This window comes from bacterium, assembly GCA_024742285.1.
GTDB lineage: Bacteria > Myxococcota_A > UBA9160 > UBA9160 > UBA4427 > UBA4427.
The window spans coordinates 681,996-697,323 of record JANSYR010000001.1; the positions used below are offsets into that span (position 1 = coordinate 681,996).

General features: G+C 68.4%; 18 protein-coding genes and 1 tRNA gene. 10 read left to right on the forward strand and 9 right to left on the reverse strand.

Translation table 11 applies throughout. From position 1 onward, the window contains the following. Window positions 1-70: 70 nt before the first annotated feature. Both NXI30_02975 and NXI30_02980 read left to right on the forward strand, forming a co-directional pair. Window positions 71-721 (forward strand): TetR/AcrR family transcriptional regulator, encoded by a 651-nt coding sequence (locus tag NXI30_02975; protein ID MCR9093157.1) that lies wholly within the window; start codon window positions 71-73, stop codon window positions 719-721. Window positions 722-794: 73 nt separating this feature from the next. After that, on the forward strand, window positions 795-1,754 hold the full coding sequence (locus NXI30_02980; protein ID MCR9093158.1) for a VOC family protein: 960 nt from the start codon (window positions 795-797) through the stop codon (window positions 1,752-1,754). A gap of 12 nt (window positions 1,755-1,766) precedes the next feature. Here the strand turns inward: NXI30_02980 and NXI30_02985 are convergent, their stop codons facing one another. From NXI30_02985 to NXI30_03000, 4 genes are all read right to left on the reverse strand, one after another. Then, window positions 1,767-2,249, reverse strand: coding sequence for a GNAT family N-acetyltransferase (locus tag NXI30_02985; GenBank protein ID MCR9093159.1), 483 nt, complete (start codon window positions 2,247-2,249; stop codon window positions 1,767-1,769). Beyond that, the gene (locus NXI30_02990; GenBank protein MCR9093160.1) at window positions 2,246-2,620 is read right to left on the reverse strand and encodes a phosphopantetheine adenylyltransferase; all 375 of its coding nucleotides are present in this window, start codon (window positions 2,618-2,620) and stop codon (window positions 2,246-2,248) included. Before NXI30_02990 ends, NXI30_02985 begins: the two co-directional genes overlap by 4 nt. Before the next feature lie 89 nt (window positions 2,621-2,709). Beyond that, complete coding sequence (locus NXI30_02995) at window positions 2,710-3,522, reverse strand: M48 family metallopeptidase (GenBank protein MCR9093161.1); 813 nt, start codon at window positions 3,520-3,522, stop codon at window positions 2,710-2,712. Between the two features lie 130 nt (window positions 3,523-3,652). Next, window positions 3,653-3,740 (reverse strand) — tRNA-Ser (locus NXI30_03000). A gap of 85 nt (window positions 3,741-3,825) precedes the next feature. On the opposite strand from NXI30_03000, the gene NXI30_03005 reads away from it, so the two are divergent. Together NXI30_03005 and NXI30_03010 are read left to right on the forward strand one after the other, a co-directional pair. Continuing rightward, window positions 3,826-4,863: a beta-lactamase family protein gene (locus NXI30_03005; protein MCR9093162.1), complete on the forward strand. Its 1,038-nt coding sequence runs from the start codon at window positions 3,826-3,828 to the stop codon at window positions 4,861-4,863. A gap of 15 nt (window positions 4,864-4,878) precedes the next feature. After that, the gene (locus NXI30_03010; protein MCR9093163.1) at window positions 4,879-5,670 is read left to right on the forward strand and encodes an SDR family oxidoreductase; all 792 of its coding nucleotides are present in this window, start codon (window positions 4,879-4,881) and stop codon (window positions 5,668-5,670) included. A 42-nt stretch (window positions 5,671-5,712) separates the two neighbouring features. On the opposite strand, the gene NXI30_03015 is transcribed toward NXI30_03010, so the two are convergent. Then, window positions 5,713-7,068 carry a glycoside-pentoside-hexuronide (GPH):cation symporter gene (locus NXI30_03015; protein ID MCR9093164.1) on the reverse strand — a complete coding sequence of 452 codons (1,356 nt, stop codon included), beginning with the start codon at window positions 7,066-7,068 and terminating at the stop codon, window positions 5,713-5,715. 87 nt (window positions 7,069-7,155) lie between these two features. Here NXI30_03015 and NXI30_03020 point away from each other — a divergent pair, with 87 nt between their 5' ends. Together NXI30_03020 and NXI30_03025 are read left to right on the forward strand one after the other, a co-directional pair. After that, window positions 7,156-8,346, forward strand: a complete 1,191-nt coding sequence (locus tag NXI30_03020; protein ID MCR9093165.1) for a heparan-alpha-glucosaminide N-acetyltransferase domain-containing protein — start codon at window positions 7,156-7,158, stop codon at window positions 8,344-8,346. Window positions 8,347-8,474: 128 nt separating this feature from the next. Next, window positions 8,475-9,227: a hypothetical protein gene (locus NXI30_03025; GenBank protein ID MCR9093166.1), complete on the forward strand. Its 753-nt coding sequence runs from the start codon at window positions 8,475-8,477 to the stop codon at window positions 9,225-9,227. A 55-nt stretch (window positions 9,228-9,282) separates the two neighbouring features. On the opposite strand, the gene NXI30_03030 is transcribed toward NXI30_03025, so the two are convergent. Beyond that, entirely contained in the window at window positions 9,283-9,750 is a 468-nt protein-coding gene (locus NXI30_03030; protein MCR9093167.1) for a nuclear transport factor 2 family protein, read from the reverse strand. Between the two features lie 167 nt (window positions 9,751-9,917). Here NXI30_03030 and NXI30_03035 point away from each other — a divergent pair, with 167 nt between their 5' ends. Together NXI30_03035 and NXI30_03040 are read left to right on the forward strand one after the other, a co-directional pair. Beyond that, on the forward strand, window positions 9,918-10,706 hold the full coding sequence (locus NXI30_03035; GenBank protein MCR9093168.1) for a tyrosine-protein phosphatase: 789 nt from the start codon (window positions 9,918-9,920) through the stop codon (window positions 10,704-10,706). A gap of 30 nt (window positions 10,707-10,736) precedes the next feature. Beyond that, window positions 10,737-11,567 (forward strand): SDR family NAD(P)-dependent oxidoreductase, encoded by an 831-nt coding sequence (locus NXI30_03040; GenBank protein MCR9093169.1) that lies wholly within the window; start codon window positions 10,737-10,739, stop codon window positions 11,565-11,567. On the opposite strand, the gene NXI30_03045 is transcribed toward NXI30_03040, so the two are convergent. Further along, window positions 11,564-11,968, reverse strand: a complete 405-nt coding sequence (locus NXI30_03045) for a VOC family protein (protein MCR9093170.1) — start codon at window positions 11,966-11,968, stop codon at window positions 11,564-11,566. The genes NXI30_03040 and NXI30_03045 overlap by 4 nt on opposite strands. A 79-nt stretch (window positions 11,969-12,047) precedes the next feature. On the opposite strand from NXI30_03045, the gene NXI30_03050 reads away from it, so the two are divergent. Together NXI30_03050 and NXI30_03055 are read left to right on the forward strand one after the other, a co-directional pair. Beyond that, a complete protein-coding gene (locus NXI30_03050) occupies window positions 12,048-12,815 on the forward strand; it encodes an enoyl-CoA hydratase/isomerase family protein (GenBank protein ID MCR9093171.1) in 768 nt (255 codons plus the stop codon). Window positions 12,816-12,951: 136 nt separating this feature from the next. Then, window positions 12,952-13,251, forward strand: coding sequence for a hypothetical protein (locus NXI30_03055; GenBank protein ID MCR9093172.1), 300 nt, complete (start codon window positions 12,952-12,954; stop codon window positions 13,249-13,251). Between the two features lie 57 nt (window positions 13,252-13,308). Here NXI30_03055 and NXI30_03060 read toward each other — a convergent pair whose 3' ends face one another. Together NXI30_03060 and NXI30_03065 are read right to left on the reverse strand one after the other, a co-directional pair. Beyond that, the gene (locus NXI30_03060; GenBank protein ID MCR9093173.1) at window positions 13,309-13,824 is read right to left on the reverse strand and encodes a UGSC family (seleno)protein; all 516 of its coding nucleotides are present in this window, start codon (window positions 13,822-13,824) and stop codon (window positions 13,309-13,311) included. A gap of 34 nt (window positions 13,825-13,858) precedes the next feature. Next, window positions 13,859-15,319, reverse strand: coding sequence for a thioredoxin family protein (locus tag NXI30_03065; GenBank protein MCR9093174.1), 1,461 nt, complete (start codon window positions 15,317-15,319; stop codon window positions 13,859-13,861). Window positions 15,320-15,328 lie beyond the last annotated feature (9 nt).

Consider the following 15,328-nt stretch of genomic DNA (forward strand, 5'->3'; position numbering starts at 1 on the left):
GAATCCGGTCGCTGGCGATATACGATACTCCTGGTAGCTTATTTCGCTACCGGGACCAGGAGCGCGCGTCATGCCCACGGCGAAGGCCGGAAAGAAGAGACCGACCGCCGCGCCGCCCCGGCCGCGACGCTCTGGACGCCCTCGCGACCCCGACGCCGACCGCTCGATCATCGACGCCACCCTCGACCTGATCGCCGAGCAGGGATTCGACGGCGTTCGCGTCGCGGACGTCGCCGACCGGGCCGGCGTCGCCAAGACCACGATGTACCGGCGCTGGCCGAGCAAGACCCACCTCGTCGTCGCCGCACTCCGCGCCGCGCCGCCCCTCGACCCGATCGATACGGGCAGCGTCGACGAAGACCTCCGGACGCTGCTGACCCAGTTCATCGGCATCACCGAGACGGTCCCCCTCGTCGGTCTCCTCGCCTCCCTCGCCGCCGAGCGCCAGAAGGAGCCGCGACTCGCCCAGGAGATGGACGACTACGTCCTCGAGCGGATGCGCCCGGTCGCGGAAGCACTCGAGCGCGGCGTCGAGCGCGGCGAGCTCCCCGCGGAGGCGGACCTCGACCTGATGGCGGGCATGCTGGGTGGCGCGGTCGTGCTGCGCCTCTTCTTCGGCGGCGCGACGGATGCGGGAACCGTGGACCGGCTCGTCGACATGGTCCTCCGCTCGGCGCAACCGCCCGGGACGAACGCGCGTGAATCGAGCGAGCGCGCATGAATCCCGGCCTCGAGTCTTCTCATCCTGGCCGCTTCGAAACGAAGTCGCCCCACTGCAACGGAGCCCCCCACCCATGAACACGAATCGAATCGAATACGCGGGCCTCGGCTACGTCGGCGTCGCGGCGAACGACGCCAAGGCCTGGCTCGAGTTTGCGACCGAAGTCTGCGGTTTGATGCCGTCGACCATTCCGCCCGGTGATCGCGGCCCGATCCTCGCGCCGGCCCCCGAGCGGGGCGGGACGGGACCCGACGGATCCGTCTACCTCAAGATGGACGACCGACAATGGCGGATCGCCGTGCACCCGGCTGAAGAGCCCGGTCTCCGCTATCTCGGCTTCGAAGTGAAGTCGCAGGGGAGCTTCGATCTCGTCGTCGAGCATCTCCAGAAGCGGGGCGGCGACGTACGCCCGGGCACGCCGGAGGAGCTCGATGCGCGTAGCGTGGCCTCGCTCGCCGTGCTCGAAGATCCGGCCGGCCACCGGATCGAGCTCTTCGCCGGCCCGGTGCGCGACCGCGACTTCCGCTCGCCGACCGGGACGCGCTTCCTGACCGGCGATCTCGGCATGGGTCACGTCGTGCTCTACGTGCCGGACATCGAGGCGGCCCTCGCCTTCTACCGGAACGTGCTGGGCTTCGAGCGGTCCGACTACATGACCTTCGGTCCGAACGGGATGGGGATCCACTTCCTGCGGTGCACCCGCCGACACCACAGCATCGCCCTCCTCCAGATCGGCGAGCTCACGGGACTGCAGCACCTCATGCTCGAGACCGAATCCCTCGACGAGCTCGGCGGCGCCCTCGATCGCGCGATGGCGAAGGGCGTTCCGATCACTTCGACCCTCGGCCGTCACCGCAACGACGAGACCGTGTCCTTCTACATGCAGGGGCCGTCGGGCTTCGACGTCGAGATCGGTTGGGACGGACTGCTGATCGGCGACGACTGGGTCGAGAACGAGTTCGCGGGCGGGGGCGATCTGTGGGGACATCACGGCCTCGACGCGGAATCCCTCGAGCCGCGGGAAACGAGCTGAGGCGCGCCCCGTTCACGAATCGAGCCGCTTCTCCATGTCGACCTCGACCGGCTCGAAGCCCTCGTCCTCGTAGAGCGCGATTGCCCCGCGGTTGCCCGCGAGAACCGAGAGTCGGAGCGTCGTGACCCCGGCCTCCCGGACGGCGGCTTCCGCCCGCCGAAGGAGCGCGCGCCCGACGCCCTGGCCACGCGCGGCGGGGCTCACCACGAGATCGCTCACGTAGCCCATCTCGCCCGGCGGGTCGTCGAGCTCGTCGGAGACGTAGCGCCGCCAGACGCTGACGTAGCCGACGACCGTCCCCTCGCGCTCCGCGACGAGGAGGACGCCATCGTAGACCCGCGCCCGCTCGAAGAGCTTCGCCAGATAGTCGTCCGCGATCTCCTCGCTCGGCCGCATCCGCGGATCGATCGCGCGCTCCGTCTCGTGGAGCTCGACGAAGAGCGAGCGTACGACGGCCGCATCGCGCTCGGCCGCGTAGTCGCGGATCGTCGTCATGCGATGCGTCGGCGTTCGAGAATCGTCGCCATCAGAAGCGCCCCGATTCCCACGAGGTCGACGTAGAGCACCCGGAGCAGGGCCGCGTTCGCGTCTCCGACGAGCGCGACGAAAGCGACGAAGGTCGACATGCTCGTCAGGCCGAGCACGCTGGCGACGCGACGAAGCGTCGGTCGAACGACGGCGGCCGCGAGCAACGCGCCCACCAGCGCGATCGTGACCGCGCGATGCCGCAGTACGATCTCCAGGTTCGCGTGCTCGACGGGAAAGCCGTAGAGCGCCTCGAGGCGCCCCGCCGAGAAAGCGCCGACGATCGGGATCAGGTTGATCGCCGCAGCCGTCGCGAAGAGAAGGGGGACGAGGCGCGCCATCCCCCGAGGCTACCGTGACTGAATCGGCGGACCAGAGCCAATTCCGCTCGCAGCTTCTGGACCATCGGGATTCTCTCGACGACCGCCCTCTAGCGGCAGCCCGGACGCCGGCCCGAGGCGCGCGCCGCTTCGTAGAGCTGAAGGGCTTCGGGCATCGCCTCGCGAAGGCGCGCGATGCGCGTCGTGCCGCTCGGATGCGTCGACAGGATCTCCGGAGGACGTTGGCCGGACGCGGCGCGGCCCATGTTCTGCCAGAGCGTGACGGATTCGCGGGGATCGAATCCGGCGCGGGCCATCAGGCGGAGGCCGATGTGATCCGCCTCGCTCTCGTGATCGCGACTGAACTTCATCAGCCCGACCTGCGCCCCGACACCGAGCACCCCCAGCAGCTGCTGGCTCTCGGGTGTCTCCGTGCCGGTGAAGATCGAAGCGCCGACGAGCAGCCCCTGGGCCGCGTAGGTCTGCGAGACGCGCTCGTTCCCGTGTCGCGCCAGCACGTGTCCGACCTCGTGCCCCATCACCGCCGCCAGCTGGTCGGGCGTCGTCGCGACGTTCAGGAGTCCGGTATGCACGCCCATCCGGCCGCCGGGAAGCGCGAAGGCGTTCGCCGAGTCGTCGGCGAAGAGCTCCGTCTCCCATCCCTGGACGACCACGACGCCCATGTCGTCGGGCGTCAGCACCCCGGTGATCGCGTCGGCGACACACTGCACGAGGCGACGCTGCGCCGCGTTCGTCGAGCGCGGCGTCGTCGACTTCATCTCCTCGAAGGCCGCGATCCCCATCGAGGCCATCTCCGTCGGCGACTGCATGAGCAGCTGCCGCCGTCCGAGGGGCGAGGTGGCACACGCGGTCATCACGAGCGTCGCGACGAGACAGGACCAGAAGAACTTTCGGTTTCGCACGATGACTTTCCTCACATCGATCTCCGAGAGATGAATGCGGCGACCGTCGAGGTCGACACGCGAAGTTTCCGCTCGACGATGCGACGTCTCGTCGAATCGACGCACCGTCGCCCGGGACCGGCGGACGGAATGGCGGAGAGGGTGGGATTCGAACCCACGAGAGCTTTCACTCTGCCGGTTTTCAAGACCGGTGCCTTCAACCGCTCGGCCACCTCTCCGGATCAGGGTCGGACAGAGGCTATCGCTGACCGCGCGCGGGCACCAAGGTAGGCTTCCTCCGTCCTCTCGGACGGGAGTTCCACCATGTCGCCCCAGACCGGATCCGCCCTGGCGGAGGTGCTCGAACGCCACGCTTCGGCGGAAGGCGCGCTCGTCCTCTCCGCGGCGGTCGATCGCTCGGCGCCGGTCACGCGCTGGACGGGTGCGGAGGGCCGGAACGGTCGGGAGCCGATCGTCCTGGCCTACAGCATCACCAAGACGATGATCGCGGCGCTGGTCTTCCGCCGCGTCGAGGCCGGACGACTCTCTCTCGACGACCCGATCGGGCAGTGGTTCCCGGACGTGCCCGACGGAGACGCGATCCCGCTCTGGCGCGTACTCCAGCACTCCGCGGGTCTTCCGGACTACGGCGCCGACGCGGCCTATCACGATACGCTCCGCGATCACCCGGGCGAGCCCTGGACCTTCGAGGACTACGCGGACCGGACCTACCGCCGCGGCCTCGCCTACCCGCCCGGAGCCGGCTGGGCCTATTCGAACCCGGGCTACATGCTCCTGCGCGAACTGGTCGTTCGAATCGAGGGGCGGCCCTTCGCGCAGCTCGTCGAGGACGAGATCGCGCGACCCCTCGCCCTCGAAGAGACACGCGTGGTCGAGACGATCGAAGACCTCGCGGGTCTCACGCCGGCGCGCAGCGAACGGCTGAGCGATTCCTCGATCCCGGTCCACGAATCCATGCACCCCGGCTGGGTCTCTCATGGCGTCGTGCGTTCCCGCGCCTCCGAGATCGTCCGGTTCTACGAAGCCTTCTCGCTCCGACGCATCGTCGCCCCGGGTTCCCTCGCGCGCATGACCGACCTCCAGTGGATCGGTCGCGAGGCCGCGCCGGACGTCCGACCGAGCTCGGGCTGCGGTGTCCTCGGCGATCCGAGGCATCGCGCCGGCTTCTGGTACGGCCACGGGGCCGGCGGACCCGGTTACAATGGGCTCGCCATGCACTTCCCCGACCTCGCGGGATCGGGGCGACCGGTCACGATCTGCGCGTTCCGCGCGAGCGAGCGCGACCCGCTCGCGGAGACGCTCGCCCACGAAGTCGTCGAAGCGCTCGTGGGTCGCCTCTGAGAGAAGGAAGACAGAATGGAACTCCAGCTACACGGCAAGCGCGCCCTGATCACCGGCAGCTATCGCGGAACCGGCGCCGGACTCGCGCGCGTCCTGGCGCGAGAGGGCGCGCAGGTCTGGGTCCACGGCTTCGAGATCGAGCCGGCGGAAGCCGTCGCCCAGTCGATTCGCCAGGAGGGATTCGAAGCCCACGCCGTCGCCGGTGACATCCGGAACGACGATGGCGCGCGAGACGTCGCGGCGAGCGTCGGAGAGATCGACGTCCTCGTGAACAACTACGGCGTCGCCGAAGGCGGCTCCTGGGAGAGCCCGACCGAGGACTGGATCGACATCTACCACAAGAACGTGCTCTCGGGCGTCCGGCTCGTCCACGCGCTGACGCCCGGCATGAAGGAGCGCGGCTGGGGTCGCGTGATCTTCCTCTCGACGGTCGGCTACGTCCGGCCGAATTCGCGCATGCCCCACTACTACGCGTCGAAGACCGCGCTGGTCAACATGACCGTCTCCCTCGCCAAGGAGCTCGCCAACACCGGGATCACCGTCAACTGCGTGAGCCCCGGCATCATCGCCACCGAAGAGATCCGCGAGATGTTCCGCCAGCGCGCCGAGAAGAACGGCGAGCCGACGGACTGGCCGAGCCTCGAGAAGGAGGCCGCCCTGAACGGTCCGATGGCGAACCCCGCCGGAATCATCGGGGACCCCGAGGACATCGGCCACCTCGTCGCGTTCCTCGCGAGCGACCGCGCCCGCTACATCAACGCCGCGAACCTCCGGATCGACGGCGGGACCGCGGATTCCATCCACTAATCGAAGTCGGAGTCGCAGTCGCAGTCGCAGTCGGCGCGACGCTCAGCCGACCGCGCGTTCGCCGCGCTGGCCTTCGAGGGTCCGGAGGATCGTCTCGTGCTCGGCGTGCCCGAGCGTGTACTTCATGGCGATCGCGAGGCTCGCCAGGATGAAGAGGATCGGGACGCCCGCGGTGAGACCGCGGATCGTGTACAGGACGACGTCGCCGTTCTCGACGTTCGGCTGGAAGCCGACCACGTCGAGCACGAAGAGCCCGATGAAGACGCCGGTCGCGCCGGAGATCTTCCGCACGAAGGTGAAGATCCCCATGAACACGCCCTCGCGCCGTTCTCCACACGCGAGTTCGTCCTCGTCCGCGACGTCCGCGACCATCGACCAGGGCATCATGTCCGCCGCCGCGTAGCCGAATCCCGAGAGCAGGCTCACCAGGATCATCGCCGCGTACGGCCACTCCGGTTGAAAGGTCAGCAGGCCGAGGAACGTCGTCGTCCAACCGACGCAGGCCCAGCGATAGACCTCCGCTTTGTCGCGCCCCCGCGCGAAGCGGAGCCAGACGGGCATCGCCATCACCGTCCCCATGATGAACGAGAACATCATCGACTCGAAGTAGTCGGGCCGGCCGATCACGTACGTGAAATAGTGGAGGAAGAGCGCCAGCGGCAGATCGATCGCGATCCGGCCGAGGGCGAAGAGCGCGAGCAGACGGCCGAAGTTGCGGTTGCCCGTGATCACGCCCAGGTACTCGCGGAGCGGCACGGGATCGGCGATCTCGCGCGGCGGCCGCTCCCACGTGACCCACCAGATCGGCAGCCAGGGCCACACGATCCAGAGCGAGAAGACCGCCCCGGTCATCGCCCAGGCCGGCGCGTCGCCGCCGAAGGTCGCCACGAGCGGACGAAACGCCACGGCGATCAGGAGGGTTCCGATCAAGGACAGCGCCGAGCGGAACGTCACCAACGCCGTCCGCTCGTCGTAGCTGTCCGTGAGATCGGGCATCAGAGCGTAGTAGGGGATCGCGCAGACGGTCATGCTGATGCTGATCAAGACATAGACGCCCGCGTAGAAGACGAACTGGCCGAGGTCGCCTTCGAAGGCCGGCGCCGACCAGATCGCCGCGAAGGAGAGCGCGAAGGGAAGCGCGCCGATCAAGAAGAAGGGCCGCCGACGCCCCGCCTTCCAGCGCGTCCGGTCGGAGAGCCGCCCCATGTAGACGTCGGAGACCGCGTCGACGCTCCGGCCGACGAAAGGCACGAGGCCCGCCAGCCAGGGACGCATCTCGACGACGTCGGTCAGGTAGAAGGGAAAGACCATCGTGAGCGCGACCAGCGCCACGTTGATGGAATGGTCCCCCAGGCCGAAGACGAACTTGAGATGGAGGGGGAGCCGCGTGTCCTGCACGGGGAGAGCCTACACGAAGGGCGCGCCGCCGGACCGCCCTGCGGTCGCGGGAGCGGGACGCGCTCGGACGGGTATCCTTGCCGCGCGATGACCGAGACCCGAAGCGACATGAGCCGACTCGCGGCGATCGACTGGATGCGGGGCTTCGTCATGGTCTTGATGGCCGTCGACCATGCCTCGCAGATGTGGAACGCAGGCCGGGTCGCTTCCGACTCCGCCTACCTCGCCAATCTCTTCGTCGGCGGCGACTACTGGATCCCCGGAACGGAGCTCGGCCCGGCCCAGTTCGTCACGCGCTGGATCACCCACCTCTGCGCTCCGACCTTCCTGTTCCTCTCGGGCACTTCTCTCGCGATGAGCTTCGAGAAGCGTCGCGCGCAGGGCATGGCCGAGAGGGAGCTCGATCGACACCTGCTGGTCCGCGCCGGCGTCGTGCTCGCCTGCGAGGGCCTCCTCTCCCTCATGGCGGCGAGCGGGATGCTGATGCTCCAGGTCCTCTTCGCGATCGGCGCGTCGATGATCGCGATGGTGCTGCTTCGGCGACTGCCCACGGCCCTGCTCGTCGCGATCGGCGTGGGCTGGCTCGCCGGGAGCGAGTTCGTCCTGATGCGGCTCCTGCCGATCCCGGAGGATCTCTCGACCGGCGCCGTGGATCACTTCTCGATGCTCTCGACGCTCCTCTTCGTTCCGGGAAACGGCAGCTTCGTCGTGAACTCGTATCCGATGACCCATTGGCTCGCGATGATGCTGCTCGGCTGGGCCTTCGGCCGCTTCCTCCTCGACCAGCCCGCGAACGAGCATGGACGCCAGGAGACGGAGAAGCTCCTGCTGCTCTGCGGCTGCACGGCCCTGCTGCTCTGGTCCCTCATTCGTAGCCAGAACGGCTACGGCAACATGGGCCTCCTCCGGGACGACCGATCGGTCATCCAGTTCCTCCACATGTCGAAATACCCGCCGGCCCTCGTCTACTCCCTGATGGAGCTCGGCTTGATGGCGCTCGGCCTGGTCTTCTGCCTGCGAACCGAGCGGCGTCTCGCGAAACCCGTGAATCCGTGGAACCCGCTCCTCGTGTACGGACAGACGGCTCTCTTCTTCTACATGCTCCACTTCGTCCTGCTCGGCGCCGGCGCGATGGCGATCACCGGCGGGATGATGCTCCGGGGCCTGACGGAGACCTGGATCGCGGCAGGGGCCGTGCTCGTCGTGCTCTACCCGGCCTGCGTCTGGTTCCGCCGACTCAAGCGGCGCCATCCGGACAGCTTTCTCCAGTACATCTGAGACGCCGTCGGCCGGCCCCCTCCTCCGTCACTCGAACGTGTCGCCGTACCGGGAACCGACCGGCGGCGGGCAGCGTCGCACCGTGTGTCCCCCCGACACGCCGTGCCCCCGCGGCGAAGGAGTCCGCGATGCGCCCCCCGACCTCCGATCCCCGACTAGCGCCCCCCGCTCTCCCCCCGAGCTCCTCCGACCGTCGGCCGACGACGACCGATCGACCGGCCCGCGCCGGAGTCGCCCTCGCCGCGACGCTGATCGGATCGACCGCCCTCGCGTCGAACGGCGACGCCTGCATGATCGCCGAGCCCGACGCGTCCGCGTTGGTCTCGATCGAGGTCGCTCCCGGTGTCGACGACGAGATCGAGATCGTCGTCTACGAAGAGCGCGACGAGGAAGGTCGGGTCGTGGGCAGCGACTGCTATGCGAACATCTCCGTCGCGCTCTCGGCCTTCCCGTCGATCTCGAACCGCCTCGCAACGCACACCGTGGCGCGCGCGATCGAGGAGAGCGCCGCGGCGCTCGGCGCCGAGACCTGCGACGTCCGGATCTGGTACGAGGACACCGAAGACCAGCTCTCCCTCGGCGAGGAGTGCGTGACCGCGAAGTTCGGGTTCTCCTCCTCGGGCCATTGGACGAGCGAATCCGAGCGGAGCTGCTGGACGGATGAGGCGCTCGCGGACATCGAGGCCTGGGAGCGAGAACGCGAAGCGCAGGAGGCGCTCGACGCCGAGCAGGCCGACGCTTTCGCGGCTGCCGAGGACGGAATCGAGGAATGGGGCGAGTCGCTCGACGACGAGGCCGTCGTGGCGGCCTCCGAGGAAGTCACGCTCTCGAGCGTCGAGCCGAACACGAGCGAAGACGAGCTTCTCTGGGCCGGAAACTGAGTCGCGGCGATGCCCGCGATCGGGCCCGGGACGATTCCTGGGCCTACTCGTGGGCCTACGCCTGGGCCTTCTCCGCCTCGACGCGCTTCTTCGCGTCCATCCATCCCTTGATCATGGTCCCGAAGTGCGCCGGGTTGTAGACGTCCTCTTCGTAGGACCACTGCATGTTCCCGGCGTACTTGAGGATCGTGATGTTGTACTCCTGGTGGATCGAGCCGTCGCCGGGATCGATCATGCGATTCCAGACCTTCGCGATCACCGTGCCCTTGTCTTCGTCGATCGTGTACCAGTCGATCGGGAAGTAACGCATCTGCTGGTTGATCGGCTCGTCCATGGTCTTCTGGATCCAGTTGTAGATCGCTTCCCGGCCACCGAAAGAGCCGTAGTGGTGCTCCACGTACGTCGCGTCCTCGGTGAACATGTCCGCCCACTTGCGCCAATCCCCCGACGTCCCCGCGTCGAGGGCCGTCTTCTGATAGACATCGAAGGCTTCTTCCAATTCTTCCCGGCTCCAGCGTCCCATCGACGATCTCCTCGCAATCGGCGCCGTGATCGCAGATTCGCGCGGCGTGCTCGTCAGTCTACGGGGCGGACACGCGCGCGCAACGACGTCCGAAACCGCCCCGGCGCGCTCCGCTCGCGGCGGTATCTTCTCGCGACCCCGCGAAGACGCGCAGGAAGGAGCCCCCCGTGACCGACTACCGAGCCCCCTCCCCCCTCCAATTCGAGAAGGTCGCCAACTTCCGCGACATGGGCGGACATACGACCCACGACGGCCGCCGTCTCGCTCGGGGGCGGCTGCTCCGCGCCGGTCATCTCGGCCACGCGACCGATGCCGACGTGGCACTCCTCGAGCCCTTCGGCCTACGCCGTGTCTTCGACTTCCGGACGGCCAAGGACATCGAGCTCGAAGGCGCCGATCGCCTCACGAGCCAGGCCGAGAGCGTACTGCTGCCCATGCCGGACCCCGCGAAGGGTGCGGACATCCGCGAGCTGATGGAGAACGCCGGCCCGGACGACATGGAGCGGCTCTTCGGTGACGGGAAGGCCGAACGGATGATGATCGAGTCCGCCGCCGGACTCGTCCGCGAGCGCAGGGAGCCCTACTCGCTCTTCCTCAAGGCGCTGGCCCACGACGCCCACGTGCCGGCCCTCTTCCACTGCTCCGCCGGCAAGGACCGCGCGGGCTGGGCCGGCTCGGTCGTGCTCCTCACGCTCGGCGTTCCCGAGGATCAGGTCATCGAGCAGTACCTGCTCAGCAATCGCGCCGGCGAGGAGATCATCGAGCGCAGCAAGCAGAACGGGAATGCCTGGTGGCACGAAGCCCTCGCGCCCTTGATCGGCGTCCGAGAGGTGTACATCCAGGCGTCCTTCGACGCGGTCGCCGCGGATTGGGGCGACTTCGACACCTACCTCTCGCAGGGCCTCGGGATCACCGACGACGAACGCGCGTCGATCCGGGCGAACCTGCTCGAGTAGCCTTCGCCAACCCAGGAGACGGAGAAGAAGATGGAGAACCTCGACGGAAAGATCGCCGTCGTCACCGGCGCGAGCAGCGGAATCGGACTCGGGATCGCCAAGGAGCTCGCCCGCCACGGCATGTCGATCGTGATGGCCAGCCAGAGCGCCGATCGCCTGGCCGCCTCCGCCGAGGAGGTCCGCGCCCTCGGCGCCGAGGTCCTCGAAGTGCCGACCGATGTCGCCAAGAAGTCGGAGATCGAGCGCCTCGCCGAGAAGACCCTCGAGCGCTTCGGCGCGGTCCACGTCCTGGTGAACAACGCGGGCGTCTACGCCCCGGGCTACGCCTGGGAGCTCGACGACGACGACTGGGACTGGGTCGTCGACGTGAACTACTGGGGAACGGTGAACGGCATCCGCGTCTTCATGCCCCATCTCCTCGAACAGGACGAAGCCCACGTCGTGAACGTGTCGTCGGCAGGCGGGATCATGACCGCGATGTGCCACGGTCCGTACACGTCGACCAAGCACGCGATCGTCGGCCTCTCGAAGGGTCTGCGCGTCGAGTGCGCCATGAAGCAATCGAAGGTCGGCGTGACCCTCGTCTGCCCCGGCGGCGTCGCCACCAACATCTCGTCCCAGTTCGACCGCTCCGGGCCGGACGGGCAGCCCCGCGGTGATCGCCCGCTCCCGAACGAGATCAAGGAGCTCTGGAAGGCCGTCGACGCCACCGTCGACGGCGGCATCCCGAGCGACGAGGTCGGCCGGATGGTCCATCAGGCCATCACCGAGAACGTCTTCTGGGTTCTGCCGAACGCCGAGTGCTACTTCCCGATCTTCGACCAGGAGTTCGAAGAGATGAAGAACGCGATCCGGAACTAGCCGTCCGTCGAAAGCAGTTCCAGCAGGTTGTGGTCCGGATCCCGGAAGTAGACCGAGAGGCCCATCTCGCCGTCCGCCGCCGGCCGCGGACCCTCCCCCTCAATCACCTCGACGCCGTGGTCGACGAGGAGCTTTCGCGCCTCCTCGATCGGCCCGTCGAAGCGGAAGCAGAAGTCGGCCGAGCCCGGGGTGGGCGTGTCGGCGTGGGGCGAGGCGGGGGACGCCGCATCGTGGATCGAGAGGCGGCTCGCGCCGATCTGCAGGAGTACGACGGGGATCTTCCCCTCCCGCCAGAGGTCCTCGTAGATCGTCGTCGCGCCGAGGACGCGCTTGTAGAAGTCGAGGGTCGCCTCCACGTCGGCGCAGGTCAGCGCGACGTGGTCGAGTCCGCGTACGGGCATGCTTCGTTCCTCCCGGGTCATCGCTCGTTATCATCGCGCGATCCGCGGAAGCGCGCTTCCGCGAGTCAGGAGCCCGAACATGTCCGAGTCGCCCATCCTTTTCGAAAAGCGCGACGACGGGATCGCCGTCGTGACGCTCAACCGGCCGGAGAAGCTGAACGCGCTGACCGGGCCGCTCCTCGATGCCCTCGACGAAGCCGTCGACCGGGTCGCGAACGACCCCGAGATCAGGGTCTTCCTGCTGCGGGGCGCCCCGCGCCCGGACGGCCGCCCCTGCTTCAGCGCCGGCGTCGACGTGAACGCGGTCATGGAAGGGACCGGCGTCGGCGAAGAGCAGGGCTTCCTCCTCACGAACAAGATCGACGACCTGCTCAAGCCCTCGATCGCCGTCATCGACGGCATCTGCACGACCGGCGGCGCCGAGATCGCGATCGCCTGTGACTTCCGTCTGGTCGGCCGCCAGGCCCGGATCAGTGACTGGCACCTGAAGAAGCTCGGCACCGGCCTCGGCGCCTGGGGCGCGTCGACCCGCTGGGCGCGGGAGTGCGGCGTCACGAACGCGAAGCAGATGCTCCTGACCGGCCGCGAGATCGACGGCGACGAAGCGTTCCGGATCGGCTTCGCCAGCGCGGTCTACGACTCGGACGCCCTCGACGCCGGCGCCTTCGAGATGGCGGGACGGATCGCGGAGATGAACCCCGACGGCGTGAAGCTCGTCCTCGCCCACCTCGACCGGATCGAAGACATGAGTCGCGACCAGGCGCTTCGCTGGGCCCAGCTCTCCGCCGACTGGCTCGACGTCAAGGTCGGAGCGAGCGAGCTCCAGGGAAAGGTGCTCGGTCGCTGAAGGCGATTCGCCCCGGCCGGGGGCGACACGCGTTCGTGACGTAGCCGAAAGCTCGCACGCCCTTCACACGATCGTCATTCTCGAACGAGATGATCTCCCGAGACGCGCCCTCTGCGTCACAGGAGGTTCCCCCCGAATGCAGGAACGAAGACGCTCCGATCGCGAGTCCCATCACGCCGAGCTGGTCCTTCTCCCGAGCATCATCGAGTTCGCCCAGGAAGAGTTCGACGACTCCCCGCTCGATCCCTGGGACCGGGTCGGACTCACACGCGAAGAACGCGCCCGGCTCAAGGGGCCGAGCGCGATCTGCCTGACCGACGGCGACAAGCACATCCAGCTGATGTCGCCGAACCACGTCGAGCGCGGTCCCGAGCGCGACGAGCAGCTGATCCGCCTCCAGGACTGCCTGGACGCCGGCTTCCAGCTCGTCGGCTGAACGCCGCGCGGCCCGGCCCCCCGCGGAGCGCCCGCAGGCGGCGAACCAGCCGGAGGACTAGCCGGCGATCCGCGCCACCACTTCGTCGACCGCCTGGTCGGCGATCACGCGCATCTCGTCGTCCGTCCGATCCTGGATCGGATGCTCGACGTAGACCGCGGAGGGTTTCGTGCCGAGCGCCTTCGCCTGCGCGTCCGCGCCGTCGACGAACTCGACGGTCGAGACGAAGACGGAGGGAACGCCGCGATCCTCGAGGTCCACCGTGTCGTGCACACTGCACGACGTGCAGCTGCCTCAATCGGCGAGGGCTTCGACGACCGCGTCACACTGGGTCGCGATCTCGTGCCGGAGGTCGATCGGCGCCGGCTTCGTGAAGGTCGGCTTCGCGTAGCGGATCACGGAAGCGCCGCGCGCGGTCAGCAGATCCTCGAGCCGGTCGAGGAAGACGTCCCCACGCGCCTTCCGGATGTCGAGCAGTCCGATCGTCTTGCCCGCGAGCTCGGCGAGCCGGGCCGGCCGGACGCGCTCGGCCGGGACGGCTTCGCTCGAGGGGTCGAGGAGGACGGTCGTCATGACGTGATCTCCTTGTCGTCGCGGCCGCTGCCGCTCAAGGCGTGATGGCCTTGCAGACGGGCGCGCTGCCCATCTCACCGTTGGCCCAGCCGGGGATGATCGCGGAGAAGAGCCCCGCCCCCCCACCGGCATGGACGACCCGCAGGCCGTCGGGCTTGAACTTCGGAACCTGGTTGCCGCGCACGCTCTCGGGCAGGCCGTCGGCGATCCCGCCGGCGCCGCGCACGAGATCGTCGCCGTTCATGAGCGTGAGCTCGTGGAGGCGCCTCACCAGATCCTCGCGCGTCCAGCCGGCTTCGCGAAAGATTCGGGAGTGCTCCGGCGAGACGACGACGATCGCGTCGAAGGCGAGCACCATCTTCGGCGTGAGCATGTGGCGAAGCGCGTCGGCGAACATGTGACAGAGGGACTCGGGATCCCGGGCGATCTGATCGACGACCGTTCGCGGTCCCTCGCCCGGAAAGAGCGTGACCGTATTCGTCCCCGCCTCGAAGCCGAACTCCGTATTGAGGGGCGTGAAGGGCGAGCCTTCCTCGTCTTCGGGGAAACAGAAGCCGACCTTGCCGGGGTTGCCGAGGGTGGCGCGATCGACCTCGCCGGGCCGGCCGCCGCCGACGTTCCGGATGACCAGCTGGAGGGCGCGTCCGATCGTGCTGTTCGCGCGATTGCCCTGACCGAATACGTTCTTGCCCGCGTTCATTCCGATCGCGTTCCGGATCGGGCCGTTCACCACGAGCACCGGTCCCGCGGACATGGTCGTCGCGAGCAGGCCGTGGATGTTGAACTCATCCGTACACGCCGCCTCGACCGCCGCGATCACGACCGGCAGGTACTCGGGCTTGCAGCCCGCCATGACGGCGTTGATCGCGACCTTTTCGACCGTGCAGGGCGCCAGATCGGGCGGAACGTTCGCGACGACCTCGTCCGGGGCGCGCGTCGTTCCCTCGAGCATGCGCAGCACCCGCGCTTCCGTCGGCGGCACGATCGGCAGGCCGTCGGTCCAGCCGCGATCGAAGAAGGCTTCCTGCTCGTCCTCGAGCTCGGCGATCTCGACGCGGCGGGCCTTGAGCTTCGACCCGGTGAAGCGGATCGCGAGCTCCGGCGCGCGAGAGGGATCGACGGAGAGCGAGCCGCAACCCGGACGGAGCTCGGGCAGGCCCGGGCCGAGATCGGCGACACGGGTCAGCGCCTCCCACTCGCCGCGATGCCAGCCGATCGCGCGCTCGACTTCCTCTCCGCCCTCGACGCGAAGAAGCGTCGGAACCGCCTCGATCTCGTGATGCCAGGAAACGGCCAGATCCGTGTCGTCGACCCGGTCGACGCCGTCCGGGAACCCCGGATCGTCCTGGGTATAGACGGTGACCGGAGCCTCCTTCGAGAGCGCGGCGAGCACCGGCGCGACCAGCTCGCAGGTCGGGCAGTCGCGCTTCACGAAGGCAACGATGCCCTCGGGCAGGGGCGGCTTCGCCGTCGGATCGGAGGGGGTGGACGCCATCGCCCCAGG